23 protein-coding genes are annotated in these 24,973 nt (G+C 65.6%); 20 read left to right on the plus strand and 3 right to left on the minus strand.

The window, feature by feature from the left end; all coding sequences use genetic code 11:
- The first annotated feature begins 1 nt into the window (after position 1).
- The 14 genes from JQ572_RS11040 to JQ572_RS11105 all read left to right on the plus strand — a co-directional run bounded on the left by JQ572_RS11040 (position 2) and on the right by JQ572_RS11105 (position 15,614).
- Positions 2–1,078, plus strand: a complete 1,077-nt coding sequence (locus JQ572_RS11040) for an aldose epimerase family protein (protein WP_211383029.1) — start codon at positions 2–4, stop codon at positions 1,076–1,078.
- Positions 1,078–1,956, plus strand: a complete 879-nt coding sequence (locus JQ572_RS11045; RefSeq protein WP_211383541.1) for an SMP-30/gluconolactonase/LRE family protein — start codon at positions 1,078–1,080, stop codon at positions 1,954–1,956. Before JQ572_RS11040 ends, JQ572_RS11045 begins: the two co-directional genes overlap by 1 nt.
- Before the next feature lie 73 nt (positions 1,957–2,029).
- Entirely contained in the window at positions 2,030–3,103 is a 1,074-nt protein-coding gene (gene chvE, locus JQ572_RS11050) for a multiple monosaccharide ABC transporter substrate-binding protein (protein ID WP_211383030.1), read from the plus strand.
- A 195-nt stretch (positions 3,104–3,298) separates the two neighbouring features.
- On the plus strand, positions 3,299–4,876 hold the full coding sequence (gene mmsA, locus JQ572_RS11055) for a multiple monosaccharide ABC transporter ATP-binding protein (RefSeq protein WP_211383031.1): 1,578 nt from the start codon (positions 3,299–3,301) through the stop codon (positions 4,874–4,876).
- Positions 4,873–6,063: a multiple monosaccharide ABC transporter permease gene (mmsB, locus tag JQ572_RS11060; RefSeq protein ID WP_211383032.1), complete on the plus strand. Its 1,191-nt coding sequence runs from the start codon at positions 4,873–4,875 to the stop codon at positions 6,061–6,063. The genes mmsA and mmsB overlap by 4 nt, the downstream gene beginning before the upstream one ends.
- A 130-nt stretch (positions 6,064–6,193) precedes the next feature.
- Positions 6,194–6,859 carry an HAD family hydrolase gene (locus JQ572_RS11065; RefSeq protein ID WP_211383033.1) on the plus strand — a complete coding sequence of 222 codons (666 nt, stop codon included), beginning with the start codon at positions 6,194–6,196 and terminating at the stop codon, positions 6,857–6,859.
- A gap of 8 nt (positions 6,860–6,867) precedes the next feature.
- Complete coding sequence (locus JQ572_RS11070) at positions 6,868–7,818, plus strand: sugar-binding transcriptional regulator (RefSeq protein ID WP_211383034.1); 951 nt, start codon at positions 6,868–6,870, stop codon at positions 7,816–7,818.
- A 246-nt stretch (positions 7,819–8,064) separates the two neighbouring features.
- Positions 8,065–9,375: an ABC transporter substrate-binding protein gene (locus tag JQ572_RS11075; RefSeq protein WP_211383035.1), complete on the plus strand. Its 1,311-nt coding sequence runs from the start codon at positions 8,065–8,067 to the stop codon at positions 9,373–9,375.
- 86 nt (positions 9,376–9,461) lie between these two features.
- Positions 9,462–10,334, plus strand: coding sequence for a carbohydrate ABC transporter permease (locus tag JQ572_RS11080; RefSeq protein WP_211383036.1), 873 nt, complete (start codon positions 9,462–9,464; stop codon positions 10,332–10,334).
- 3 nt (positions 10,335–10,337) lie between these two features.
- Entirely contained in the window at positions 10,338–11,168 is an 831-nt protein-coding gene (locus JQ572_RS11085; protein WP_211383037.1) for a carbohydrate ABC transporter permease, read from the plus strand.
- A gap of 11 nt (positions 11,169–11,179) precedes the next feature.
- Positions 11,180–12,187 (plus strand): ABC transporter ATP-binding protein, encoded by a 1,008-nt coding sequence (locus tag JQ572_RS11090; RefSeq protein WP_211383038.1) that lies wholly within the window; start codon positions 11,180–11,182, stop codon positions 12,185–12,187.
- A 31-nt stretch (positions 12,188–12,218) separates the two neighbouring features.
- Positions 12,219–12,992, plus strand: a complete 774-nt coding sequence (locus JQ572_RS11095) for an SDR family NAD(P)-dependent oxidoreductase (protein ID WP_211383039.1) — start codon at positions 12,219–12,221, stop codon at positions 12,990–12,992.
- Positions 12,993–13,029: 37 nt separating this feature from the next.
- Entirely contained in the window at positions 13,030–14,676 is a 1,647-nt protein-coding gene (locus JQ572_RS11100; RefSeq protein ID WP_211383040.1) for an FGGY-family carbohydrate kinase, read from the plus strand.
- A gap of 5 nt (positions 14,677–14,681) precedes the next feature.
- Positions 14,682–15,614, plus strand: a complete 933-nt coding sequence (locus tag JQ572_RS11105) for a carbohydrate kinase family protein (protein ID WP_211383041.1) — start codon at positions 14,682–14,684, stop codon at positions 15,612–15,614.
- Positions 15,615–15,623: 9 nt separating this feature from the next.
- Here JQ572_RS11105 and JQ572_RS11110 read toward each other — a convergent pair whose 3' ends face one another.
- Complete coding sequence (locus JQ572_RS11110; protein WP_211383042.1) at positions 15,624–16,511, minus strand: LysR family transcriptional regulator; 888 nt, start codon at positions 16,509–16,511, stop codon at positions 15,624–15,626.
- Positions 16,512–16,634: 123 nt separating this feature from the next.
- Here JQ572_RS11110 and JQ572_RS11115 point away from each other — a divergent pair, with 123 nt between their 5' ends.
- The 6 genes from JQ572_RS11115 (at position 16,635) to JQ572_RS11140 (ending at position 23,546) form a co-directional block, all read left to right on the plus strand.
- Positions 16,635–18,056, plus strand: a complete 1,422-nt coding sequence (locus tag JQ572_RS11115; protein WP_211383043.1) for an amidase — start codon at positions 16,635–16,637, stop codon at positions 18,054–18,056.
- An 84-nt stretch (positions 18,057–18,140) separates the two neighbouring features.
- The gene (locus tag JQ572_RS11120; protein ID WP_211383044.1) at positions 18,141–19,091 is read left to right on the plus strand and encodes an ABC transporter permease; all 951 of its coding nucleotides are present in this window, start codon (positions 18,141–18,143) and stop codon (positions 19,089–19,091) included.
- A complete protein-coding gene (locus JQ572_RS11125) occupies positions 19,088–19,981 on the plus strand; it encodes an ABC transporter permease (RefSeq protein WP_211383045.1) in 894 nt (297 codons plus the stop codon). The genes JQ572_RS11120 and JQ572_RS11125 overlap by 4 nt, the downstream gene beginning before the upstream one ends.
- A gap of 2 nt (positions 19,982–19,983) precedes the next feature.
- Positions 19,984–20,997 (plus strand): ABC transporter ATP-binding protein, encoded by a 1,014-nt coding sequence (locus JQ572_RS11130; RefSeq protein WP_211383046.1) that lies wholly within the window; start codon positions 19,984–19,986, stop codon positions 20,995–20,997.
- Positions 20,994–21,998 (plus strand): ABC transporter ATP-binding protein, encoded by a 1,005-nt coding sequence (locus tag JQ572_RS11135; protein ID WP_211383047.1) that lies wholly within the window; start codon positions 20,994–20,996, stop codon positions 21,996–21,998. Before JQ572_RS11130 ends, JQ572_RS11135 begins: the two co-directional genes overlap by 4 nt.
- A 54-nt stretch (positions 21,999–22,052) precedes the next feature.
- On the plus strand, positions 22,053–23,546 hold the full coding sequence (locus JQ572_RS11140; RefSeq protein ID WP_211383048.1) for an ABC transporter substrate-binding protein: 1,494 nt from the start codon (positions 22,053–22,055) through the stop codon (positions 23,544–23,546).
- 450 nt (positions 23,547–23,996) lie between these two features.
- Here JQ572_RS11140 and JQ572_RS11145 read toward each other — a convergent pair whose 3' ends face one another.
- Together JQ572_RS11145 and JQ572_RS35330 are read right to left on the minus strand one after the other, a co-directional pair.
- Complete coding sequence (locus JQ572_RS11145; protein ID WP_249128953.1) at positions 23,997–24,749, minus strand: ABC transporter permease; 753 nt, start codon at positions 24,747–24,749, stop codon at positions 23,997–23,999.
- Entirely contained in the window at positions 24,746–24,871 is a 126-nt protein-coding gene (locus JQ572_RS35330; protein WP_256806291.1) for a hypothetical protein, read from the minus strand. Before JQ572_RS35330 ends, JQ572_RS11145 begins: the two co-directional genes overlap by 4 nt.
- Between the last annotated feature and the right edge of the window lie 102 nt (positions 24,872–24,973).

Consider the following 24,973-nt stretch of genomic DNA (forward strand, 5'->3'; position numbering starts at 1 on the left):
CATGGCTGGCTCGAAAATAGCAAAAGACGTCTTCGGAACGCTGCCGGACGGCCGCAGCGTGGAGCGCATCGTGCTGCGCGGCGAGGGCGGATTCGAAGCGCGCATCATCACCCACGGCGCGGTGATCCAGGCACTGATCGCGCCGGATGCCAGGGGCGGCCATGACGACGTCGTGCTCGGCCATGACACGTTCGCAGGTTATCTTGCCGAACGGAAGTTCTTCGGTGCCACCGTCGGCCGCTACGCCAACCGCATCGCCAACGGGCAGTTCTCGCTCGACGGCGAAACGGTGCAGCTTCCCGTCAACAACGGTCCGAATGCGCTGCACGGCGGCCTCGACGGCTTCGACCGCAAGCTCTGGGATATTGCGGAGATCGACGACGGCGCCAGGCCTGCAGTCACGCTGACTTACACGAGCCGGCATGCCGAGGAGAACTATCCCGGTCGGCTCGATGTGCGCCTGACCTATCGCGTCACCGGCCCGGCCGAGATATCGCTGACCATGGAGGCGCGGACCGATCGGCCGACCATCGTCAACCTGACCAATCACAGTTTCTTCAATCTGGAAGGCGCAAATTCGGGGACGCCAACTCTCGATCACAAGCTGATGGTCGCTGCCGAGCATTTCCTCGCGATCGATCCCACCGCCATTCCGTTGCCGGAGCCGCCGCGCAGCGTTGCCGGCACGCCGTTCGACTTCCGCGAGCCGCGGCCCGTCGGCCAACGCATCCGCGAGAACGACCAGCAATTGCGCAACGGCAGGGGTTATGACCACACCTACTGCCTCGCAAGCGACGGCAAGCTTGCTCTGGCGGCGCGGCTGGAGGCGCCGCGCTCGGGGCGCGTCATGGAACTGTTCACCGATCAGCCCGGCCTCCAGGTCTATTCCGGCAACTATCTCGACGGCACGATTTCGGGCAAGGGCGGCAAGCTCTATCGCCAGTCGGACGCCATCTGCCTTGAGCCGCATATGTGGCCCAATTCGCCGAACCGGCCGGATTTTCCGAGCCCGCGCCTCGATCCCGGCCAGGTCTACCGCCATCACACGGTCTATCGCTTCGCAGTGAGGTCGCCATGATGGAAGAGGTGCCGACGTCCGTTCTGTCGGACGATCCCTGCCATCTCGGCGAAGGGCCGACCTATGACGTGACCACCGGTACGGCCTGGTGGTTCGACATCCGCGAGGGGCGGCTGTTCGAGGCACAACTCGGCCGTGGCGGCATTCGCGTCCACGTGCTCGGCCGGATGGCGAGCGCGCTCGGGCGCATCGACGCCGGCCGCCAGTTGATCGTCGCGGAGGACGGCCTCTATATCCGCACGCTCGCCGACGGCGCGATGACGCTGCTCTGTCCGCTCGAAGCCGACAATCCCGCGACGCGCTCCAACGATGCCCGCGTGCATCAGTCCGGCACGTTCTGGATCGGCACCATGGGCCGCAAGGCGGAAGCAGGGGCAGGCGCGATCTACGCGTTCCACCGCGGCAAGATCTCGCTGCTGTTCCCGCGTATCAGCATTCCCAACTCGATCTGCTTCTCTCCGGACGGCGGCATTGGCTACTTCGCCGACACCGCGCGCGCGGTGCTCTACGCGGTGCCGCTCAATCCCGCGACCGGTCTGCCGCGCGGCGAGCCCGAGGTGTTGCTGCGCCACACCGGCATCGGCGGTCTCGACGGCTCGGTGTGCGACGCCGACGGGCGGATCTGGAATGCGTGCTGGGGCGCTAGCCGGGTCGACGTCTATAGCCCGCAGGGCGAGCGCCTGCGCTCATTGAGCGTGCCGGCAAAGCAGGCGAGCTGCCCGGCCTTCGTCGGCCCCGATCTATCGCGCCTCCTCGTCACCTCGGCCTGGCAGGACATGGACGCGGCGGCGCGCGCCGCCGATCCGCAGGCCGGCCGCACCTTTCTGCTCGAGGCATCCGCGCGAGGGCGCGCGGAGCCCGACGTCAAGCTTGCATAGGAGGACCGAAGCCGCATACGACCAACGTTCTCGACGAAACGAAGAAACAGTTTGACACCCAAGGGAGTGAAATATGCTGAAACTGAAGACGACATTCCTCGCGTTGGCGCTGGCCGGCGCTGCGACGATGGCCACGGGCGTCGCCGCTTCCGCGCAGGACAAGGCGACGGTCGGCATCGCCATGCCGACCAAATCCTCCGCGCGCTGGATCGACGATGGCAACAACATGGTCAAGGTGCTGAAGGAGCGTGGCTACAACACCGACCTGCAATATGCCGAGGACGACATCCCGAACCAGCTCTCGCAGGTCGAGAACATGGTGACCAAGGGTGCCAAGGCGCTGGTGATCGCCGCGATCGACGGCACCACGCTGTCCGACGTGCTCAAGCAGGCCAAGGCCAAGGGCATCACCGTGATCGCCTATGACCGCTTGATCCGCGGCACGCCGAACGTCGACTATTACGCGACCTTCGACAATTTCCAGGTCGGTGTGCTCCAGGCGCAATCGATCGAGAAGGGGCTCGGCCTCAAGGAAGGCAAGGGCCCGTTCAACATCGAGCTGTTCGGCGGCTCGCCCGACGACAACAACGCGTACTTCTTCTACAACGGCGCGATGAGCGTGCTGAAGCCCTATATCGACAGCGGCAAGCTCGTGGTCGCCTCCGGTCAGATGGGCATGGACAAGGTCGCGACCTTGCGCTGGGACGGCGCCACCGCCCAGGCCCGCATGGACAATCTGCTCAGCGCCTACTACGGCAACAAGAAGGTCAACGCGGTGCTGTCGCCCTATGACGGCCTCTCGATCGGCATCATCTCCTCGCTGAAGGGCGTGGGCTACGGCAGCGCCGACCAGCCGATGCCGATTATCTCCGGCCAGGACGCCGAGGTGCCCTCGATCAAGGCGATGCTGCGCGGCGACCAGTACTCGACCATCTTCAAGGACACCCGCGATCTCGCCAAGGTGACCGCCGACATGGTCGACGCCGCGCTCGCCGGCAAGCAGGTCACGGTCAACGACACCAAGACCTACGAGAACGGCGCCAAGACCGTGCCGTCCTATCTCCTGAAGCCGGTCGTGGTCTACAAGGACAATTGGGAGAAGACTCTGGTCGATAGCGGCTACTACAAGAAGGCGCAGTTCCAGTAAGGGGCCTATTCCCTCTCCCTGCTTGCGGGGAGAGGGTGCGGGTGAGGGCGAACTCTTCGCGGAGACTCTCCCTCACCCGATCGCTTCGCGCATAGCCGAAGCTCTGGCTCGGCGTTTCCAGGAACGGCCGCACAAAGCGGCCTATGCTCTCCCCGCCAGCGGGGCGGGCTGAAGTAACGGATGGGACATGAAACGATGACCGCAATGCTGGAGATGCGCAACGTCAGCAAGAGCTTTGCCGGCGTCCAGGCGCTGCGCGACGTCAATTTCTCGGTCGACGCCGGGCAGATCCATGCCCTCGTCGGCGAGAACGGCGCCGGCAAGTCGACGCTGATGAAGGTGCTCAGCGGCGTCTATCCGCACGGCAGCTACGAGGGCACCATCATCTTCGAGGGTGAGGAGCGGCGTTTTCGTGACATCAACGATTCCGAGGCGCTTGGCATCATCATCATCCATCAGGAGCTGGCGCTGATCCCGCTGATGTCGATCGCGGAAAACATCTTCCTGTCGCATCCGCCGTCAAAGTTAGGCGTGATCGACCGCGACGAGGTGTACCGGCGGACACGGGACCTGCTCGCGCAGGTCGGCCTGAAGGAATCCCCGGATACGCTGATCACCGACCTCGGCGTCGGCAAGCAGCAGCTGGTCGAGATCGCGAAGGCCTTGTCCAAGCGGGTGCGGATGCTGATCCTGGACGAGCCGACCGCCAGCCTCAACGAGGCCGACAGCGCCGCGCTGCTCGAACGCCTCATGGCCTTCCGCGACCAGGGCATCGGCTCAATCCTGATTTCGCACAAGCTCAACGAGGTCGCCAAGGTCGCCGACCACATCACCGTGCTGCGCGACGGCCGCACCGTCGATAGCATCGATTGCCGTGCCGAGCCGATCCAGGAAGACCGCATCATCCGCAGCATGGTCAACCGCGATCTCGCCCATCGCTTCCCCGAGCGCAGCGTGAAGATCGGCGAGCCTGTCCTCACCGTCGAGAACTGGTCGGTCTATCACCCCATTCATCCCGAGCGGCAGGTCATCAAGAACGTCAACTTCGGCGTCAAGCGCGGCGAAGTCGTCGGCATCGCCGGGCTGATGGGCGCCGGCCGCACCGAGTTTGCGATGAGCCTGTTCGGCCGGTCCTGGGGCACCAATATCAGCGGCAGCATCCGGCTCGAAGGCGGTGAGATCGCGCTGCCGAGCGTCGCGGCGGCGATCGACGCCGGCCTTGCCTATGTCACCGAGGACCGCAAGCAGCTCGGCCTGATCCTCGCCGACGACGTCCGCAAGAACATCACGCTCGCAAGCCTCCACCAGGTCGCGCCTAACCGCGTGATCGATGACATCGCCGAGCTGAAGGTCGCCAGCGATTACAAGAGCCGCATGCGCATCCGCTGCTCCGACGTCTACCAGGAGACCGGCCAGCTCTCCGGCGGCAACCAGCAGAAGGTGGTGCTGTCGAAATGGCTGATGACCGATCCCAAGGTCTTGATCCTGGACGAGCCGACCCGGGGCATCGACGTCGGTGCCAAATACGAAATTTACTGTATCATCAACGAGCTCGCGGAGGCCGGCCGCGGCGTCGTGGTGATCTCCTCGGAGATGCCCGAGCTGCTCGGCATCTGCGACCGCATCTGTGTCATGAACGACGGCGCCTTCGTCGGGGAATTCAAGGGCGTAGAGGCGACGCAGGAAAAGATCATGCGTGCCATCATGCGCAACGACAGAAATTATGGGAGCAGCGCCCTGGCGGGCGCCGAGATGGGAGGATCGCAGCCATGACCGACAAGACGGTTTCGCTGCCCGAGGAGCGCCGGCACGGCAGCTTCATCAAGAACAATTTGCGCAATTACGGCATGCTGCTGTCGCTGATCGCGATCATGCTGTTCTTCCAGGTCATGACCGGCGGCACGCTGCTGCAGCCGCTCAACCTGACCAATCTGGTGCTCCAGAACAGCTACATCGTCATCATGGCGCTGGGTATGCTGCTCGTGATCGTCACCGGCCATATCGATCTCTCGGTCGGCTCGGTCGCGGGCTTCGTCGGCGCGGTGGCCGCCGTGCTGATGGTGACATACAAGGTCGACTACACGCTGGCCTTCATCGCCTGCCTGCTGCTGGGGGCGGCGATCGGCGCGGCGCAAGGCTATTGGGTCGCCTATTTCAAGATCCCGTCCTTCATCGTGACGCTGGCCGGCATGCTGGTGTTCAAGGGCCTCGCGCTCGCGGTGTTGCAGGGCCAGTCGCTCGGGCCGTTTCCGGCGACCTTCCAGAAACTGTCCTCCGGCTTCATTCCGGAAGTGCTGCCCGAGGCCGGCACGCTGCATCCGACCTCCATGCTGATCGGTGCCGTGCTCGCGCTCGGCCTCGTCTATGCCAGCGCCAAGGGCCGCTCGCGCGAGCAGTTGCACGGCATCGAGGTCGAGCCTTACGCGTTCTTCCTCGGCAAGAGCATTCTTTTGGCCTGCGCCGTGCTCTATTTCACCTATCTGATCGCCTCGCATCGGGGCCTGCCGAACGTGCTGGTCATCATGACCGCGCTGATCGCACTCTACGGCTTCGTCACCCGCCGCACCGTGATTGGCCGGCAGGTCTACGCGGTTGGCGGCAATGCGAAAGCGGCAAGCCTGTCGGGCATCAAGACCGAGCGGCTGACCTTCCTGACCTTCGTCAACATGGGCGTGCTGGCCGCGCTCGCCGGCCTCGTCTTCGCCGCGCGCCTCAACACCGCGACCCCGAAGGCCGGACTCGGCTTCGAGCTCGACGTCATCGCCGCCTGCTTCATCGGCGGCGCCTCGGCCTATGGCGGAGTGGGGCGTGTCGGCGGCGCCGTGGTCGGTGCCATGATCATGGGCGTGATGAACAACGGCATGTCCATCCTCGGCATCGGCATCGACTATCAGCAGGTCATCAAGGGCCTGGTGCTGCTCGGGGCGGTGTGCATCGACGTGTATAACCAGCGAAGGTGAGGGGACGATAGTGCCTGCGGCGCTGCCGGCGATCTGCCGGCAGGTTGCTCATTGAACCGAAGGTAAAATCGCCGCGCTCGGTTCCAGCCGAACTATTGCTCAGAGATTGGGTATATGATCGAATGGCGGGATGGACCAAATCCGGCCAGAGCCCGACCTCGTCGTCTTCGATTGCGACGGCGTGCTCGTCGACAGCGAACTGTTGAGCTGCCAGTGCCTGTCCGACGAGCTGTCCGCATTCGGGATATCGCTGACGCTTGCGCAGGCGCTCGAGCTGTTTCTCGGGCGGAGCACGAGCGCGGTCACGCAGCATTATCGCGAACTCGGCCACGTGCTGCCGGTCGATTTCCCCCTCCGGCTGAAATCGCGCGTGCTGGCCGCCTTCGAGCAGGCGCTCCATCCGGTTCCGGACGTCGAAATCGTCCTGTCCGGCCTGCGCGTGCCCTATTGCGTGGCCTCGTCGAGTGATCTCGACCGCGTCGCGCTGTCGCTGAAGGTGACCGGCCTTGCGCCATCTTTCGGCCAACGGATCTACACGGCGCAAATGGTCAGGCACGGCAAGCCGGCCCCGGACCTGTTTCTCCATGCGGCGGCGAAGATGGATGTGCAACCTGCGCGCACGCTGGTGATCGAGGACAGCGTCAGCGGAGTGCAGGCGGCGAAGGCGGCCGGCATGACCGTCTGGGGATTTGTCGGCGGCAGCCATTATCGCGGACGCGACGGACAGGCTATATTGTCCGGCGCCGGGGCCGATCGGGTCTTCGCGCGCATGAGCGATTTCTGGAAGGACGCCTGACGCCCGCCATGGCCGCCGAGAACGAAAAATCCAGGCTCGACGATGCCGCGCGCGCCGGCTGGCTCTATTTCATTGCCGGCCACACCCAGGACGAGATCGCAAAGATGCTCCAGGTCTCGCGCGCTTCGGCGCAGCGGCTGGTGTCGCTGTGCCTTGCCGAACGTCTGATCACCTTTCGGCTCGAACACCCTATCGCCGCCTGCATGGAATTGGCCGCGCGGCTGAAGGAGCGTTTTGACCTTGCCCATTGCGAGGTGGTGCCGGCCGATCCTGCTGCGCCGCAGGCCACCTCGGGAATTGCCGAACGTTGCGCCAATCTGCTGGACGCGACGCTGCGGTCGGAGACGCCCGTCATCGTCGCACTCGGCACGGGGCGCGCGGTGCGCGCCGCGGTCGAGCGCGTCACGCCGATCGACCGGCCCAATCACCAGATCGTCTCGCTGGTCGGCAATATCTCCGCTGACGGTTCTGCGAGCTTCTACGACACCGTCGGCCGGCTCGCCGACCGCACCGGTGCGCGCCACTATCCGATGCCGCTGCCGTTCCTGATGTCCTCGGAGGACGAGCGCAACAAGATGGTCAGGATCGAGCCGATCGCGAAGGTGAAGGCGGTTGCGGCCAAGGCCGATCTGCGCCTCGTCGGCATCGGGCAAATGGACCAGAAGGCGCAGGTCCATGTCGACGGCTTCGTCACCCGCGACGAATTGTTCGAGATGATGCGCCAGGGGGCCATCGGCGAGATCACCGGCTGGGCCTATGATTCCAAGGGCCGCGTGCTCAAGGGCGGCACCAACAAGCGCCTCACCAGCATTTCGCCGGAAGTGCCGGCGAGGACCACGACGATCGGGGCCGCCGTCGGCGCGGCCAAGGTGCCGGCGATCGCGGCGGCGCTGAATGGACGCCTGATCAACGGCCTGATCACCGACGAGGCGACGGCAAGGGCGATTCTGGAGCGGTAGGGCCGTTCGCCGTAGCCGCATCGGGACTGCGCTCCCTCTCCCGCAAGCGGGAGAGGTGGAGCAAGCCGCGGGCGCTTGCCCGGACAACTGCCACCACACTCGCAGTACGCGACATCCTTCCCGCATCGCAGCACTCAGAAGTTGCCAAAACGCCCGCGCGACTGCTTGACAATCTTCCGTCCGTGAGTTGAACATACGCCCAACGCGTGGGCATATGCTCAAAACGCGAGTTTGAGGGAGGTCACCGTGAAACACGTCCTCGGCGCCGTCGGCGCGTCTTGCCTGTTGCTGGCCGTCCCCGCGATGGCCGAAACCACCCTGACCATCGCCACCGTGAACAACGGCGACATGATCCGCATGCAGGGGCTGACGGCTGAATTCACCAAGAAGAATCCCGATATCACCGTCAAATGGGTGACTCTCGAGGAGAACGTGCTGCGCCAGCGCGTCACCACCGACATTGCCACCAAGGGCGGCCAGTTCGACGTTCTGACCATCGGCACCTATGAGGTGCCGATCTGGGCCAAGAAGGGCTGGCTGGTGCCGCTCGCCAATCTCGGCGCGGATTACGACGTCGCCGACCTGCTGCCGAAGATCAAGGACGCGGTCTCCGTCGACGGCAAGCTCTACGCCGCGCCATTCTACGGCGAGAGCTCGATGGTGATGTATCGCACCGATTTGTTCGAGAAGGCCGGCCTGAAGATGCCGGAAAAGCCGACCTGGGATTTCGTCGTCGACGCGGCCAAGAAGCTCACGGACAAGAGCGCCGGCACCTACGGCATCTGCCTGCGCGGCAAGGCCGGCTGGGGCGAGAACATGGCGTTCCTCTCGGCCATGGCCAATTCCTACGGCGCGCGCTGGTTCGACGAGAAATGGCAGCCGCAGTTCAATACGCCGGAATGGAAGACGACGCTCACGACTTACGTCAATCTCATGAAGGACGCCGGCCCTCCCGGTGCAAGCTCGAACGGCTTCAACGAGAACCTCGCGCTGTTCAACGCCGGCAAATGCGCGATGTGGATCGATGCGACGGTTGCGGCGTCCTTCGTCACCAATCCGAAGGATTCCAAGGTCGCCGACAAGGTCGGCTTTGCGCTGGCGCCCAACACCGGGCTTGGAAAGAACGCCAACTGGCTGTGGGCCTGGAATCTGGCGATTCCCGCTGGCTCCAAGAAGGCGGATGCGGCCGAGAAGTTCATCGCCTGGGCAACGAGCAAGGACTACACCAAGCTCGTGGCCTCGAAGGACGGATGGGCCAACGTGCCGCCGGGCACGCGGACCTCGCTCTACCAGAATCCTGAGTATCTGAAGGTTGCGCCGTTCGCGAAGCTGACGCTGGCCTCGATCGACGCGGCCGACCCCAACAAGCCCACCGTCAAGCCCGTGCCCTATGTGGGCGTGCAGTACGCCGCGATCCCCGAGTTCCAGGGCATCGGCACGCAGGTCGGCCAGCAATTCTCCGCCGCGCTCGCGGGATCGATGACGGTCGATGCCGCGCTCGCCGCCGCGCAATCCGCGACCGAGCGCGAGATGAAGCGGGCCGGTTACATCAAGTGAGCCCGAGTTCTCCCTGAGCTCAAACTTGCGGCCATCCACCGCTTCGATGGATGGCCGCCTTCTTCCCGCAGGCGGAGAAGTTAGGAATGGCAACCCGGCAAACGCAGATTCTTGCGCGCTCGCTCCTGATGCCGGCGGTCGGGCTGCTCTTCATCTGGATGATCGTCCCGCTCGCGCTGACGATCTATTTCTCGACGTTGCACTACAGCCTGCTCGACCCCGGCTCCGAAGAGTTCGTCGGCCTGGAGAATTTCCGTTACTTCCTGACCGATCCCGCCTTCCTCGCCTCGCTCCAGAACACGCTGGTGCTGGTCGGCTCGGTGCTGGCGCTGACGATCCTGCTCGGCATTCCCCTGGCGCTGCTGATGGACCAGCCCGTGATCGGACGCAATTTCGTGCGGCTGATGGTGATCGCGCCGTTCTTCGTGATGCCGACGGTGAGCGCGCTGGTCTGGAAGAACCTGTTGATGCACCCCGTGTCCGGCCTGTTCGCCTGGCTCGCCAAGCTGGTCGGGTTGACGCCGATCGACTGGTTCACCGACGCGCCGCTGCTCGCGGTGATCCTGATCGTGGCCTGGCAATGGCTGCCGTTCGCGACGCTGATCCTGCTGACCGCGCTGCAATCGCTCGACGAGGAACAGAAGGAAGCCGCCGAGATGGACGGCGCCAGTGCGGTGTCGACCTTCATCTACATCACGCTGCCGCATCTGGCGCGTCCCATCACGGTGGTGATCCTGATCGAGACCATCTTCCTGCTGACGGTGTTCGCCGAGATCTTCGTGACGACCGGGGGAGGGCCGGGCCTTCAGACCACCAACATCGCTTTCCTGATCTATTCGCAGGCGCTGATCCAGTTCGACGTCGGCAGCGCGTCCGCGGGCGGCCTCGTCGCGGTGGTGATCGCCAACATCGTCGCCTTCTTCCTCGTCCGCATCGTCGGCCGCAATCTGGAGGCCTGAAGCATGGCGCGAATGGCGACGACGCGGCGGGTGGTGATATCGACGATCGGGGCGTGGTTCTTCGGCTTCCTGATCTTCTTCCCGATCCTCTGGATGGTGCTGACGAGCTTCAAGACCGAGCTCGAGGCCTTCGCCATTCCGCCGTCCTTCCTGTTCTTCCACTGGACCACGGAAAACTACGTCACCGTGCAGGAGCGCAGCGACTATTTTCACCACGCGCTGAACTCGGTCATCATCGCCGGTGGCTCGACGCTGATTGCGCTCCTGATCGCGATCCCGGCGGCCTGGTCGATGGCGTTCTCGCCGACCAAGCGCACCAAGGACATCCTGCTCTGGATGCTCTCGACCAAGATGATGCCGCCGGTCGGCGTGCTGGTGCCGATCTACCTGATCTACAAGAGTTTCGGCCTGCTCGACTCCCGCATCGGCCTCGTCTTCATCCTCTGCCTCGGCAATCTGCCGATCGTGATCTGGATGTTGTTCACCTATTTCAAGGAGATTCCGCGCGACATCCTCGAAGCCGCGCGCATGGACGGCGCCACCATCGGCCGCGAGCTCGTCTACGTGCTGACGCCGATGGCGATCCCGGGCCTCGCCTCGACCATGCTGCTTAATCTGATTCTCGCCTGGAACGAGGCGTTCTGGACGCTCAATCTGTCGACCTCGAATGCCGCGCCGCTCACGACGTTCATCGCCTCCTATTCGAGCCCGGAAGGGCTGTTCTGGGCAAAGCTGTCGGCGGCCTCGACGCTGGCGATTGCGCCCATTCTCGTCCTCGGTTGGTTCAGCCAGAAGCAGCTCGTGCGCGGGCTCACCTTTGGCGCGGTGAAGTAGAAGGGGCTGCGATGGGTCAGATCACACTTCAGGACGTGCAGAAATCCTTCGGCCCCGTGCACATCATCAAGGGCGCCGATCTGGAGATCGCCGACGGCTCCTTCGTGGTGTTCGTGGGCCCCTCGGGCTGCGGCAAGACCACGCTGCTGCGGCTGATCGCCGGGCTCGAGGACGTCTCGGGCGGCAAGATCCTGATCGACGGCAAGAACGTCGTCGACACGCCGCCCGCCAAGCGCGGGCTGTCGATGGTGTTCCAGTCCTACGCGCTCTATCCGCACATGAGCGTGCGCGGCAATATCGGCTTCGGCCTGAAGATGGCGGGGCTTTCCAAGGACGAAACCAACCGCAAGGTCGAGGCGGCCGCTGCGACGCTGAATCTCACGCCCTATCTCGACCGCAAGCCGCGCGAGCTGTCCGGCGGCCAGCGCCAGCGCGTCGCGATCGGCCGGGCCATCGTCCGCGAGCCCAAGGCGTTCCTGTTCGACGAGCCGCTCTCCAACCTCGACGCGGCGCTGCGCGTGCAGATGCGGATCGAGGTGACGCGGCTCCAGAAGCAGCTCGGCACCACCGCGATCTACGTCACCCACGACCAGGTCGAGGCCATGACGATGGCCGACAAGATCGTGGTGCTCAACGGCGGCAAGATCGAGCAATACGGCTCGCCGCTGGAACTCTACGAGAAGCCCGCCAATCTGTTCGTCGCCGGCTTCATCGGCTCGCCCAAGATGAACTTCGTCACCGGAGAGCACGCCTTGCAGAAGGGCGCGGCGACGATCGGCGTACGGCCGGAGCATCTCAAGATCGAGCGCGACGGGGCGGGGGGATGGCAGGGCACGATCGCGGTCGCCGAGCATCTCGGCAGCGACACGTTCCTTTATGTCGATGCCGGTCCGTTCGGAATGCTGACGGCGCGCTATATCGGCGAATTGAGCCTGCATGCCGGCGACCGCGTGTCGCTGGTGCCGGACCCAGCGCGCATTCACCGCTTCGATGCGGGCGGAAACGCCATTCGGGGCTGACAAGAAACGGCAAGAAAACGGAAAGACCAAAATGTATCTGGAAAAATTCAGGCTGGACGGCAAGACCGCGTTCATCACCGGCGGCGGGCAGGGCATCGGCCTTGGCTGCGCGGAAGCGCTGGCCGAAGCCGGCGCCAGGGTCGTGATCGGCGACCGCGACAGCAAGGTCGCCGACAGCGCAAAGGCCGAGCTGAAAGCGAAAGGCTACGACATCGAGACGGCGACCATGGACGTGACCGACACTAGGCGCGTCGCCGAAGTTGCCAACGACCTCGTCGCCCGTCACGGCAAGGTCGACATCCTCGTCAACAATGCCGGCATCGCCCGCAGCGAGACGCCGGCGGAGACCGTCACCGACGAGCACTGGCTCAACGTCATCGACGTCAATCTGAACGGCACTTTCTGGTGCTGCCGCGAATTCGGCAAGCATATGCTCAAGGCCAGGAGCGGCGCCATCGTCAATGTCGGCTCGATGTCCGGCTTCATCGTCAACAAGCCGCAGGAGCAGTGTTTCTACAACGCCTCCAAGGCCGCCGTGCACCATCTGACCAAGTCACTTGCGGCCGAATGGGGCGCACGCGGCATCCGCGTCAATGCGGTGGCGCCGACCTATATCGAGACGCCGCTCAACGCCTTCGTGAAGAGCAATCCGAAAATGTACGACGCCTGGATCGGAGGAACCCCGATGGCGCGATTGGGGCAGGTCGAGGAGATCGCCTCCGTCGTCCTGTTCCTCTCGTCCGAGGCCGCGAGCCTGATGACCGGCAGTATCGTGCTGGTGGATGGCGGCTATACTTGCTGGTAGGCTTGCGTCAAAACTGACGAAGCGACCGGGAGCGACAATGCCGCGAGCGTATATCGGCGTCGACGTGGGGACCACGAGCACGCGGGCTGGGGTGTTTGACGAGGCCGGCACCCTGCTGGCGACTGCGCGGCATCCGATCCGGATCTGGCACGAGGCGGGCGACGTCGTCGAACAATCGTCCCAGGACATCTGGGATGCCTGCACGACCTCGGTGCGCGCCGCGATGGCGGAGGCTGCAATCGCGCCCGACAGCGTCGGCGGCATCGGCTTCGATGCCACCTGTTCTCTCGTGGTGCTTGACCGGCAGGGCGAGCCGCTCACCGTCAGCGCCTCCGGCGAAGCTCAACGCAACGTCATCGTCTGGATGGATCACCGCGCCACGGCCGAGGCCCGGCTGATCAACGAGACCGGGGACCCGGTGCTGCGCTATGTCGGCGGCTCGATTTCACCCGAGATGGAGATGCCGAAACTGCTGTGGCTGAAGCGGCGCATGCGCGCGAGCTTCGACGCGGCCGGCCACTTCTTCGACCTGGCGGATTTCCTGACCTGGCGCGCAACCGGCTCGCTCCAGCGCTCCACCTGCACTGTCACCTGCAAGTGGAACTATCTGGCGCATGACGGCGGCGGTTGGAGCGCGCCGTTCTTCAAGCGCATCGGTCTCGCCGACTTCGTCGCGGAAAATTACGGGCGTGTCGGCACCGAGATCGTCGCCCCCGGCACGCGGCTCGGCGAGGGACTCACGCGCGCGGCGGCGGCCGAGCTTGGCCTGTCGCCCGGCACGCCGGTCGGCGCATCGCTGATCGATGCGCATGCCGGCGGTATCGGCGCGATCGGAGGCCGCGACGGATCGGACGGCGCAACGGAGGTCTGCGACCGTCTCGCCTACATCATGGGAACGTCGGCCTGCATCATGGCGACGACCAGGGAGCCGTGTTTCGTGCCCGGCGTGTGGGGTCCTTATTATTCCGGCATGGTGCCGGACTTCTGGCTCAACGAGGGCGGGCAGTCAGCCGCCGGCGCGGCGATCGACCATCTTCTTAAATCGCATCCCGGGCACGTCGAGGCGAGCGCGGCGGCGCGCAGCGAAGGCCTCGACCTCATCGATTTCCTCGAGCGCCGCATCATCGCGCGCGCAGGTGATGCCAGTCGCGCCGCGCTGCTCGCCCGCGACGTCCATGTGCTCCCTGAGTTCATCGGAAACCGCTCGCCCTACGCCGATCCCGACACGCGCGCGGTGATCGCGGGCCTCGATCTCGACACCGATATCGCCTCGATGGAACGCCTGTTCGTGGCCGGCCTCTGCGGGCTCGCCTATGGTCTCGCCGAGGTGATCGAAGCCTTTGCCGCACACGGCGTCCATTCCAGCATCATGATCATGGGCGGCGGCGCGAGCCGCAGCCCGCTGGTGAGGCAGATCATGGCCGATACGACCGGTCTCACCGTCGCGCTGCCGCAGACGAAAGAGCCGGTGCTGCTGGGCGCCGCGATGCTCGGGGCGGTGGCCGGCGGCGCCTATGCCTCGATCGGCGAGACCATGGCAAAGATGTCGGCGCTGGGCCGGAAAAGCGAGCCGACCGTGCCCGAGATGGCCGTGTTTCACACGCGCAAGCGCGAGGTCTACAAGCTGCTGCGCGAGGTCGATCGCGGCAGCCGCGCCGCGATGCGCGACATCGCGAGAGGTTGAGACGGATGTTGATTTCCTGCGGCGATGCGCTGATCGATTTCGTCCCGACGCGAAATGCCGACGGGCGCGAAGCGGTGATGCCGGCCGTCGGCGGCTCCTGCCTCAACGTCGCGATCGGCATGGCGCGGCTGGGCGCGCCCACCGGTTTCGTCGGCGGCATCTCGACCGACATGTTCGGGCGCATGATCGCCGATCATGCAACCGCGTCGAACGTCGAACTCGCTCTCGCCACCCGCAGCGATCACCAGACCACGCTGGCCTTCGTCCGCATTGTCGCGGGCGAGTCGCATTATGCCTTCTACGATGCCGAGACCGCGACGCGGAACTGGACCTATCGGCGCGGGTCGATTCCGTTTGCGAACGTCGAAGCCCTTCATGTCGGCTCGACCACGCTGGTCAATGATCAGGGCGCGGCCGAAACGAAAGCGCTGATCGCGGACGCGCGGATGTCGTCGACCATCTCGTTCGATCCGAATTGCCGCCCCAACCTCGTCAAGGACAAGCCGGCCTATCTCGCGCGCATGGCGGAGTTCGCGAGCACCGCCGATCTCATCAAGATGTCGGACGTCGATTTTTCCTATCTCTTCGGCGACGAGCCGTATCACGAGCGCGCGAGCGCGCTGCTCGGGCAGGGCACGAGCCTCGTCGTGATCACCCGTGGCAACAACGGTGCGATCGCATGGCACGCGGGGGCAGGGCAGATCGAGGTCGCCGCGCCCAGGATCGAGGTCGCCGACACCATCGGCGCCGGCGACAGTTTCCAGGCGGCGCTGCTGTTCGCCCTGCACAAGCAGACACGCCTCGCGCGGCAGCGGTTGAAGGACATCGGCGAGGACGAACTCCGCCGCGCGCTGTCCTTTGCCGCCAATTGCGCCGGGCTCACCTGCACGCGCCCAGGTGCCGATCCGCCCTGGAGCCATGAGATGGGCTGGAGCTGACGGCGCGCATCACAGCCGCGCCACGACCCTCTCGGCGCATTTGAGGAAGGTGCGGATCAGCGGGCTGTGGGTGTCCCGGCGCCAGCAGACGGCGATGTCGATGGAGTCGGTCGCATCCCGCAGCGCCCGGAACACGATGCCGCGCGGTGCCCCGAGCTGCGCACAGGCGGGCACGATCGCGAGACCTTCACCGGCGAGAACGAGGCTCATCGCCGAGTGCACCGTCTCGACCCGGCTTGCGACCGGCATCACGACCTGGTGCCGCCGCAGCAAGGCCGCGACCGCGGACGAGGCGGGGTCTTGCTCCGGCGGCGGCAGTGCAATCAGGGGGCGGCCCTGCAATTTCGCCATCGGCACTGCGCCGAGGCGCGCGAGCGGTGAGCGGATCGGCATGGCGAGCATGAACGGTTGCGCGCCAATCCGCGCCACCTGGATCTCGGGATGATGGATCGCCGGCATGCACAGCGCGACCGTGACGCTGCGATCGAGCAGCCGTGCCTCGCGCGTCGAGGCGCTGAGCTCGGCGAACTCGAGGTCGACACCGGGAATGGACCGCCGCAGCTCCGGGATCAGGCGCGGCAGCATCGCATTCGCCAGCACGAACATGTATCCGACCGAGATCCGCCCGCGGCGCCCGGCTGCGACCGCGCGGGCGGCTTCGACGCCGTCGGCCGCCAGCGCCAGCGCCTCGCCGGCGCGCACCAGCAGGGCCTGGCCCGCCGCGGTCAGGTCCATGCCGCGCGTGCCGCGGCGGAACAACGGCGCGCCGATTTCGGCCTCCAGCTTGCGGATCTGCACCGACAGCGGAGGCTGCGCCATGCGCAGCCGCTCGGCGGCCTTGCCGACGCTGCGCGCCTCGGCGACGGCGACGAAATAGCGGAGCCGGCGAAGTTCCATTGGCATACCGAAAACGTATGGGTTGACCATCAAAATCGTATTGGACGGCGAGTTAACAAAACTGTCATTCTCGCTGTCAATGGTATCGGCCAACGGCGGCCGGCTTCGGAGCGTGATGAGACGATGAACGGCGATCCCTGCCTGCTGTCCGCAACCGAACTGCGCGGCCTCATTGCCGAAAAGCGGATTTCCCCCGTCGAGCTCACCCGTGCCGTGCTTGCCCGCGCCGAGGCGCTGCAGCCCGAATTGAACTGCTTCATCACGCTGTGCGGCGACGAGGCCATGGCGGCCGCGCGCGTGGCGGAGCGCAAGATGATGGCCGGCGAGCCGCTCGGCCTGCTGCACGGCATCCCCGTCACCGTCAAGGATATCGTCAACACCAGGGGCGTGAAGACCACCTTCGGCGCCGTGCCCTACAAGGATAACGTGCCGGCTGAGGACGCGGTGGCAGTCGCGCGGCTGCGCAGCGAGGGCGCGATCCTGATCGGCAAGACCACGACGCCGGAATTCGGCAGCAAATGCCTGACCGACTCGCCGCTGTTCGGCCGCACCCGCAATGCGTGGAGCGCGGAGCGTTCCTCCGGCGGCTCCAGCGGCGGCGCGGCGGTGGCAGTGGCCAGCGGCATCGCGCCGCTCGCGATCGCGACCGACGGCGGCGGCTCGACGCGAATTCCCGCCGCCTGCAACGGCGTCGTGGGCTTGAAGCAGAGCAATGGCGTGATCGCGCACAGCCAGGCGCTGGATGCGTTCGGCAACCAGACCTATGTCACGCCGATGACGCGCGATGTCGCCGACACCGCGCTGATGATGCAGGCGATGGCCGGGGAGGACGCTTGCGATCCCTGGTCGATCGGCATGCCCGTGCCCGATTTCATCGGCACCGCTATTCCGCGCGGCGATCTGCGCGGGCAGAAAATCCTGTTCTGCCTGTCGCCGCCGGGACGCCCCGTGTCTGCGGACGTCGCCACGGCATTCAAAGAGAGCCTCGATCGGCTCGCGAGCCTTGGCGCCGAGCTCGAGGAATTCTCCGGCGACGGCTTCGACATCGAGCCGATCTGGCGCGCCATCAATCACACGGTCTGGCGGACGCGCTTTGCCAGGCTCGCGGACGAGCACGGGGAGGCGCTGAGCGAGGCCTTCCTCAAACAGCTCGCGCTCGCCACCGACGTCAGCGGCGTCGCCTATCAGGAGGCGATGTTCGCGCGCACCGCGCTGTTCCGCCGGGTGCAATCCCTGCTTGCGCGCGGACACCTTTTGGCGATGCCGACGCTCACCCGCACCGCGCTGCCGATCGAGCAGGACCTGTTCGGCACCATCGAGATCGACGGCAAGCACTTTGACAGTGTCCGGCCGCATTGGTTCCCCTGGACCATGCCGTTCAACATGACCGGACACCCCGCGATCAGTCTGCCCTGCGGCTTCGGCCGCGACGGCCTGCCGATCGCCCTGCAACTGGTCGGGCGTTTCCGCGCCGATGCTGAATTGCTGCGCGTGAGCGCGCTGTTCGAGGCTTCGCAGGACCTTCTGTCACGTTGGCCCGGCTGAGGTGAGGCAGATGCCGCAAAGCACTTGCCTCCGGCGCCCGGACATGTTGATCGTGCCGCGGGTGAGCCCTGAAGCCGAGCGCGCATGAGCGTATTTGTCCTCCGACGTCTGTTGACCTTGCTGGCGACGCTGGTCGGCGCATCCGTGATCATTTTCCTGGTGCTGGATGCACTTCCCGGCAACGCCGCGCAGATGCTGATGGGCGCCGATGCCTCGGCCGACGCGGTGCGCGCGCTCACCGTCAAGCTCGGGCTCGACCAGCCGCTGGCAGTTCGCTATCTGCAATGGATCAAGGGCCTGCTCGTCGGCGATCTCGGCAACTCCTATGTCTACGGCACGCCGGTCGCCGCCCTGATCGCGGAGCGGCTGGTGCTGACCATTCCGCTCGCGATCATGTCGATGCTGATCACGGTGACGCTGGCGCTCTCGGCCGGCATCTACACCGCCGCCAACCACAACAAGCTCGGCGACGTCGGCGTGATGTCGCTGACGCAGGTGGGGATCGCGCTGCCGAATTTCTGGTTCGCGATCCTGCTGGTGCTCTTGTTCTCGGTGCGGCTGCAATGGCTCTCGGCGGGCGGCTTTGCCGGCTGGGAGGACGGCATCTGGCTCGGGATCAAGTCGCTGCTGCTGCCGGCGATCTCGCTTGCGGTGGTGCAGGCCGCGATCCTCGCGCGGGTCACGCGCTCGGCGGTGCTGGAGGTGCTGCGCGAAGACTTCGTCCGCACCGCGCGCGCGAAGGGGCTCGGCAAGCGCGAGGTGCTGTGGAGCCATGTGCTGCGCAACGCCATGATTCCCGTGATGACGGTGATGGGGCTGCAATTCGCCAATCTGCTCGCCGGCACCATCGTGATCGAGAACGTGTTCTATCTTCCGGGCCTCGGCCGCCTGATCTTCCAGTCGATCGCCAACCGCGACCTGATCGTGGTGCGCAACTGCGTGATGCTGCTGGCGACCATGGTCGTCATCGTCAATTTCGTGGTCGACGTGCTCTATGCCTTCATCGATCCCCGCATCAAGGTCCACGATCTGTGAGCGCGCCGCTGACCACTCTGGTTGACGCGCCGATCGCAACGCGTCCTTTGCCGGCCCGGACGTTCTGGCGCCGTGCGCTGCGCCACCGCAGCTTCGTGCTCGGCGGCGCGCTGAGTCTCGTGGTGCTCGCCGCGGCGCTGCTGTCGCTGGTGTGGACGCCCTGGTCACCGTACGAGATCGACATCGCCTCGAAACTCCGGCCGCCCTCGGCGGCGCACTGGCTCGGCACCGACGCTTTCGGCCGCGATATCGTCTCGCTGCTGCTCGCCGGCGCCCGTTCCACCATCATGGTCGGCATCATTGCCGTGAGCATCGGTCTCACCTTCGGCGTCTGCCTCGGCCTGGTGGCGTCGGCCAGGCGCGGCTGGACCGAAGAGATCATCATGCGCTTCTCCGATTTCACCTTTGCCTTTCCGGCGGTGCTCTCCGCGATCATGCTCGCCGCGGTCGCAGGACCCGGCATGGTGACGTCGATCGTCGCGATCGGCATCTTCCAGATCCCGACGCTGACGCGGCTGACGCGCGGCTCTGCCAACGCGATCTGGGCGCGCGAATTCGTGCTGGCCGCGCGCGCCGCGGGGAAGGGCAAGTTTCGCATCACCATCGAGCATGTGCTGCCCAATATCCTGTCGATCCTGATCGTGCAGGTGACGATCCAGTTCGCGCTGGCAATTCTCGCCGAAGCCGCCTTGTCCTATCTCGGTCTCGGCACGCAGCCGCCGCAGCCGTCCTGGGGGCGGATGCTGAACGATGCGCAGACGCTGCTGTTCCAGTCGCCGATGCTCGCCGTCTATCCGGGCGCGGCGATTGCGGTCGCCGTGCTCGGCCTCAATCTGCTCGGCGACGGACTGCGTGATCTGCTCGATCCACGATTGGCGCGGGAACGATGACGATGGGCGAGCGCTCGACCATGCCGCTGATCGAGGTCGATAACCTCGGTGTGCGCCTCAACACCAGCCGCGGGCCGGCGCAGGCCGTGCGCGGCGTCAGCTTCGCGCTGAAGCGCGGCGAGACGCTCGGGCTCGTCGGCGAATCCGGCTGTGGCAAGTCGGTCACTGCGCTGTCGCTGATGGGACTGCTGCCGGACAGCGCCGTCGTCACCGGCAGCATCAGGCTTGACGGCAGCGAGCTCGCCGGGCTTCCGGATGCGGATTACTGCAGCTTGCGCGGCAACCGCATCAGCATGATCTTCCAGGAGCCGATGACCGCGCTCAATCCGATGCACACGATCGGCCACCAGGTCGCCGAACCGCTGCGGCGTCACAAGAAATACTCGGCGGCCCAGGCGCGCAAGGAGACGATCGCCTTGCTCGACCGCGTCGGGCTGCCCGACCCGGCGAGGCGCGTCGATGCCTATCCGCACCAGTTCTCGGGCGGCCAGCGCCAGCGCGTCACCATCGCGATGGCGCTCGCCTGCGAGCCCGATCTTCTGATCGCGGACGAGCCGACCACCGCGCTCGACGTCACCATCCAGGGCCAGATCCTCGACCTCATCGCCGATCTCGTCGAGGAGCGCGGCATGTCGATGATCCTGATCTCGCACGATCTCGGCGTCATCGCCGAGAACGTGCAGCGCATGATGGTGATGTATGGCGGCGCCGTCGTCGAGAGCGGGCCGACCGATGAGGTGTTCCGGCGGATGGGCCATCCCTACACGCAGGGCCTGTTCCGCGCCCGGCCGAAGCTCGGCGCGCGCAAGGGCACGCGGCTGACGACCATCTCGGGCACGGTGCCGGAACTCGCGGATCTGCCGTCCGGCTGCACCTTCGCCGATCGGTGTCCGCTCGTGATCGAGCCGTGTCGCACCGCGCTGCCGCCGATGGTGGACGTCGGCCCCGGCCACTCCGTGCGCTGCATCCGGACGGACGTCTCCATGGCCGAAAATGTCGGAGCGCTGTCCGCATGAGCACCGCGCCTCTTCTCGACGTGAAGGATCTGGAGCAACGCTACAAGCTGCCGCGCGAGAGCCTGTTCCAGCCGCCCGGACAGGTGCGCGCGCTCAACGGCGTCAGCGTGCAGCTGGCCGCCGGCAAGAGCCTCGGCATCGTCGGCGAGTCCGGCTCGGGCAAGTCCACCTTCGCGCGGGTGGTGATGGCGCTGGAGCGGCCGACATCCGGCCAGGTCGCGCTGCTCGGCCAGGACCTCAACCGCATCTCCGCCGATGAGCTGCGCCGCGCCCGGCGCGATTTCCAGATGGTGTTCCAGGATCCCTACGGCTCGCTCGATCCGCGCCAGACCATCGCCCGCATCGTCGCCGAGCCGCTCACCGTGCTGGACGGCGCCGACCGCACTACGTTCCGGGAACGCGTCGCCGCGGTGCTGCGGCAGGTCGGCTTGCGCGATGCCGACATGGACAAATACCCGCACGAATTCTCCGGCGGCCAGCGCCAGCGCATCGCCATTGCGCGCGCGCTGATCACCCAGCCCAAGCTGATCGTCGCCGACGAGCCGGTCTCCGCGCTCGACGTCTCCGTGCAGGCCCAGGTCCTGAACCTGATGCAAGATCTCCAGGAGCAGTTCGGCCTGAGTTACGTCCTGATCAGCCACGACCTCGCCGTCGTCGACTATCTCTGCGACGAGGTCGCGGTGATGTATCTCGGCCGCATCGTCGAGCAGGGCCGTCCCGAGGACCTGTTCGAGCGCGGCGCCCATCCCTATACGCGGGCGCTGCTCGACGCCGTGCCGCGGGCGCGTCCCGCGGGCGGCCGGCGCCGGCGCGGGGCCCAGGCGATCGCCTCGCAATCGGCGACCGCTGCCGGATGCCCTTACGTCGCGCGCTGCGGGCTCGCCGACCAGCATTGCCGCGAGGTTCTGCCTGAGCTACGCAAGGTCGGGGAAGCCCATCTCGCCGCCTGCCACAAGGCGGAGGCAGTGATGGCGTTGCCGCCAGCGGCCGCGGAGGGTTAGTCTCGGGCGCGGGATTGGCGTAGACTGGGACTAGAGAAGGCAGGGGAGTTACGCATGTTCAGGAAACTATCCATCGTCGCACTCATTGCCGCGTTTGTCGCGGCGCCGCTGCCGGTGCTGGCGCAAAGCAAGAAGGACAGCGTCGTCATGGGCATGACGCTGGAGCCGCCGGGGCTCGATCCCACCAACGCGGCCGCCGCGGCGATCGCCGAAGTCACGCTCTACAACATCTACGAGACCCTGACCAAGATCAACGAGGACGGCTCCACTTCGCCCCTGCTGGCGGAAAGCTGGACCGCTTCGCCTGACCTGAAGACCTACACCTTCAAGCTGCGCAAGGGCGTCAAATTCCACAATGGCGAGCCGTTCGACTCCGCCGCGGTGAAGTTCTCGTTCGAGCGCAATGCGGCGCCGACCAGCACCAACAAGGACAAGAGCCTGTTCCAGAGCTTCGAGTCCGTTGCCGCGCCCGATGCCGATACGGTCGTGATCACCCTGAAGAATTCCGAGCCGAACCTGCCGTTCCTGATGGGACAGGCGAGTGCCTCGATCGTCGAGCCGAAGAGCGCAGCCACCAATATCACGCAGCCGGTCGGAACCGGGCCCTATCAGCTCGGCGCCTGGGCCAAGGGTTCCTCGATCACGCTGACCAAATGGGCGGACTACCGCAACGCATCCGCGATCAAGCTCTCGAAGGTGACGATCCGCTTCATCTCCGATCCGGCCGCCCAGGCTGCGGCGCTGCTGTCGGGAGACGTGGATGCATTTCCGCGCATCGCGACTCGCGTCGTTGCTCAGTTCAAAAGCGACCCGCGCTTCACGGTGCTGATCGGCGGCTCCAAGGCCAAGACCATCGTCGCGATCAATCATCGGAAGAAGCCGCTCGATGACGTCCGCGTTCGCCGCGCCATCCTCGCTGCGATTGACCGCAAGGCATTGATCGACGGCGCGGTCGAGGGGCTCGGCACGCCGATCGGCAGTTTCTACACGCCGGGATCGCTGGGCTATGTCGACACCACCGGCATCAATCCCTACGATCCTGAAAAGGCCAAGAAGCTGCTCACTGAAGCCGGCGTCGCCACGCCGCTCGAATTGTCGCTCAAGCTGCCGCCACCGCCCTATGCGCGGCAGGGCGGCGAGATCGTCGCGGCCCAGCTCGCCAAGGTCGGCATCATCGCCAAGATCGAGAACGTCGAATGGGCGCAGTGGCTGTCGCAGGTGTTCGCCGGCAACGGTCCGCACAATTTCGACCTCACCATCGTCAGCCATGTCGAGCCGTTCGACCTCGTCAAGATCACCGAGCCGGACTATTATCTCGGCTACAACAACGCGGCGTTCAACGCGCTCTACAAGCAGATCGTGTCGACGCCGGACCAAACGGCCCGCGCCAAGCTGCTCGGCGAAGCCCAGCGTATGCTGGCCACCGACGCCGTCTCCGCCTACCTGTTCCAGCCGCAATGGCCCACCGTCATCAACAAGAAGCTGAAGGGCGTCTGGAAGGAAGTCCCGCAGTTCGAGAACGATTTCTCGGCGTGGGCCTGGGAGTAGGGGGCGCGGAAGCACCCTCATCGTTCGAGCGCGCACGGCCCGTTATTGTGCCCTCTCCCCTTGTGGGAGAGGGCAGTTCCGCTCGTCGATGCGGACTCACTTGGGTGAGGGGTATGTCTCCGCGTATGACCCTCTCTCATTCTTGAGCAGCTTTGTCCGCGGATAGAGACGCCTCATCCGGCGCTTCGCGCCACCTTCACCCACAAGGGGAGAAGGGAGAGAAGACCGCAAGATTTCGGAATATTAGCAATATACCTCTGTTTTGCCCGACGTGTCAAACAGCAGGAATGCCCGTTGCTGCGCCTCTCCCTTGCGGGAGAGGGCAGCGACGCCGGTAGACATGAACTCACTCGGGTGAGGGGTCTGTCTCCGCCTCGTGGCCTGCCCGCACAAGCCGTTGATCTTGCTATCCCCGGCTACTGTGCATGGGGTTGTTTTCGCAGTTTTTGTCTAGATCTGCTGGTAGATCAGGATCGGCAGCGTCATGATCTGGAATCCGCCGAGCAGGATCGGCGTGACATAGGCGCTGATCGCGAGCGCGAAGACGAGCAGCGAGCCGGCGAGGATGCCGGGCAGACTGAGCGGCAGCGTCACCTCGATGAAGGCGCGCAAGGGGCTGGCGCCGAGATTTTCCGCGGCCTGCTCCAGCCGCTCGTCGATGCGGCCGATCACGCCGGTCAGGGTCAGCACCATGAAGGGGACGTAGATGTGGACGAGCCCGACCACGATGCCGGTCTCGGTGTACATCAGCTTCAGCGGCTGGCTGATCACGCCGAGCGAGATGAGCGTCTGATTGATCACGCCCTTGTCGGGCAGCAGCGTCATCCAGGCGAAGGTGCGCACCACGATGCCGGTCAGCATCGGCGCCAGCACCGCCATCAGCAGCAGCGCGTGCCCGGTGCGGCTCCTGATGCGGGCCATCCAGTGTGCCAGCGGATAGCCGATCAGGAGCGCGACCAGCGTGGTCACGAGCCCGATCCGGATCGTGGTCCAGATCACCTCGAGATAAAACGGAACATCAAACATGCGGGCGTAGTGACGCGTGGTGAAGGCGACCTTCGGCGCCACCACCGGATTGCCGGTGAGCACGCTCATCAGCGCCATCAATCCGATCGGCAGGAAGAAGAACAGCGCAAACAGCAGTGCGCTTGGCAGAACAAAGAGCGCAAGGCCGTTGGGGCACGGGGTGGTGGCGCTGCTCATCGCGTCCCCGTCTGAACGCGTGCCGCGGCCTGGTCGATGGGATCTCCGGTCATCCGCCGCAGCTTTGGATAGGTCGCGGGCACACGTGCGCGGATGTCCTCGTCGGTGAGGCGGGCGAGCATGGCGCGGCCGTTCGAAGTGGCGAGCGCCGGTCGCGCAAGGAGCGCAGCAGCCGCGAGGTCGAGCTCTTCGGCTTGCCCAATTCCAGGCCCGACGCGGAAACG

It is taken from the genome of Bradyrhizobium sp. SZCCT0153 (assembly GCF_018129995.1).
Taxonomy (GTDB): Bacteria; Pseudomonadota; Alphaproteobacteria; order Rhizobiales; family Xanthobacteraceae; genus Bradyrhizobium; species Bradyrhizobium japonicum_G.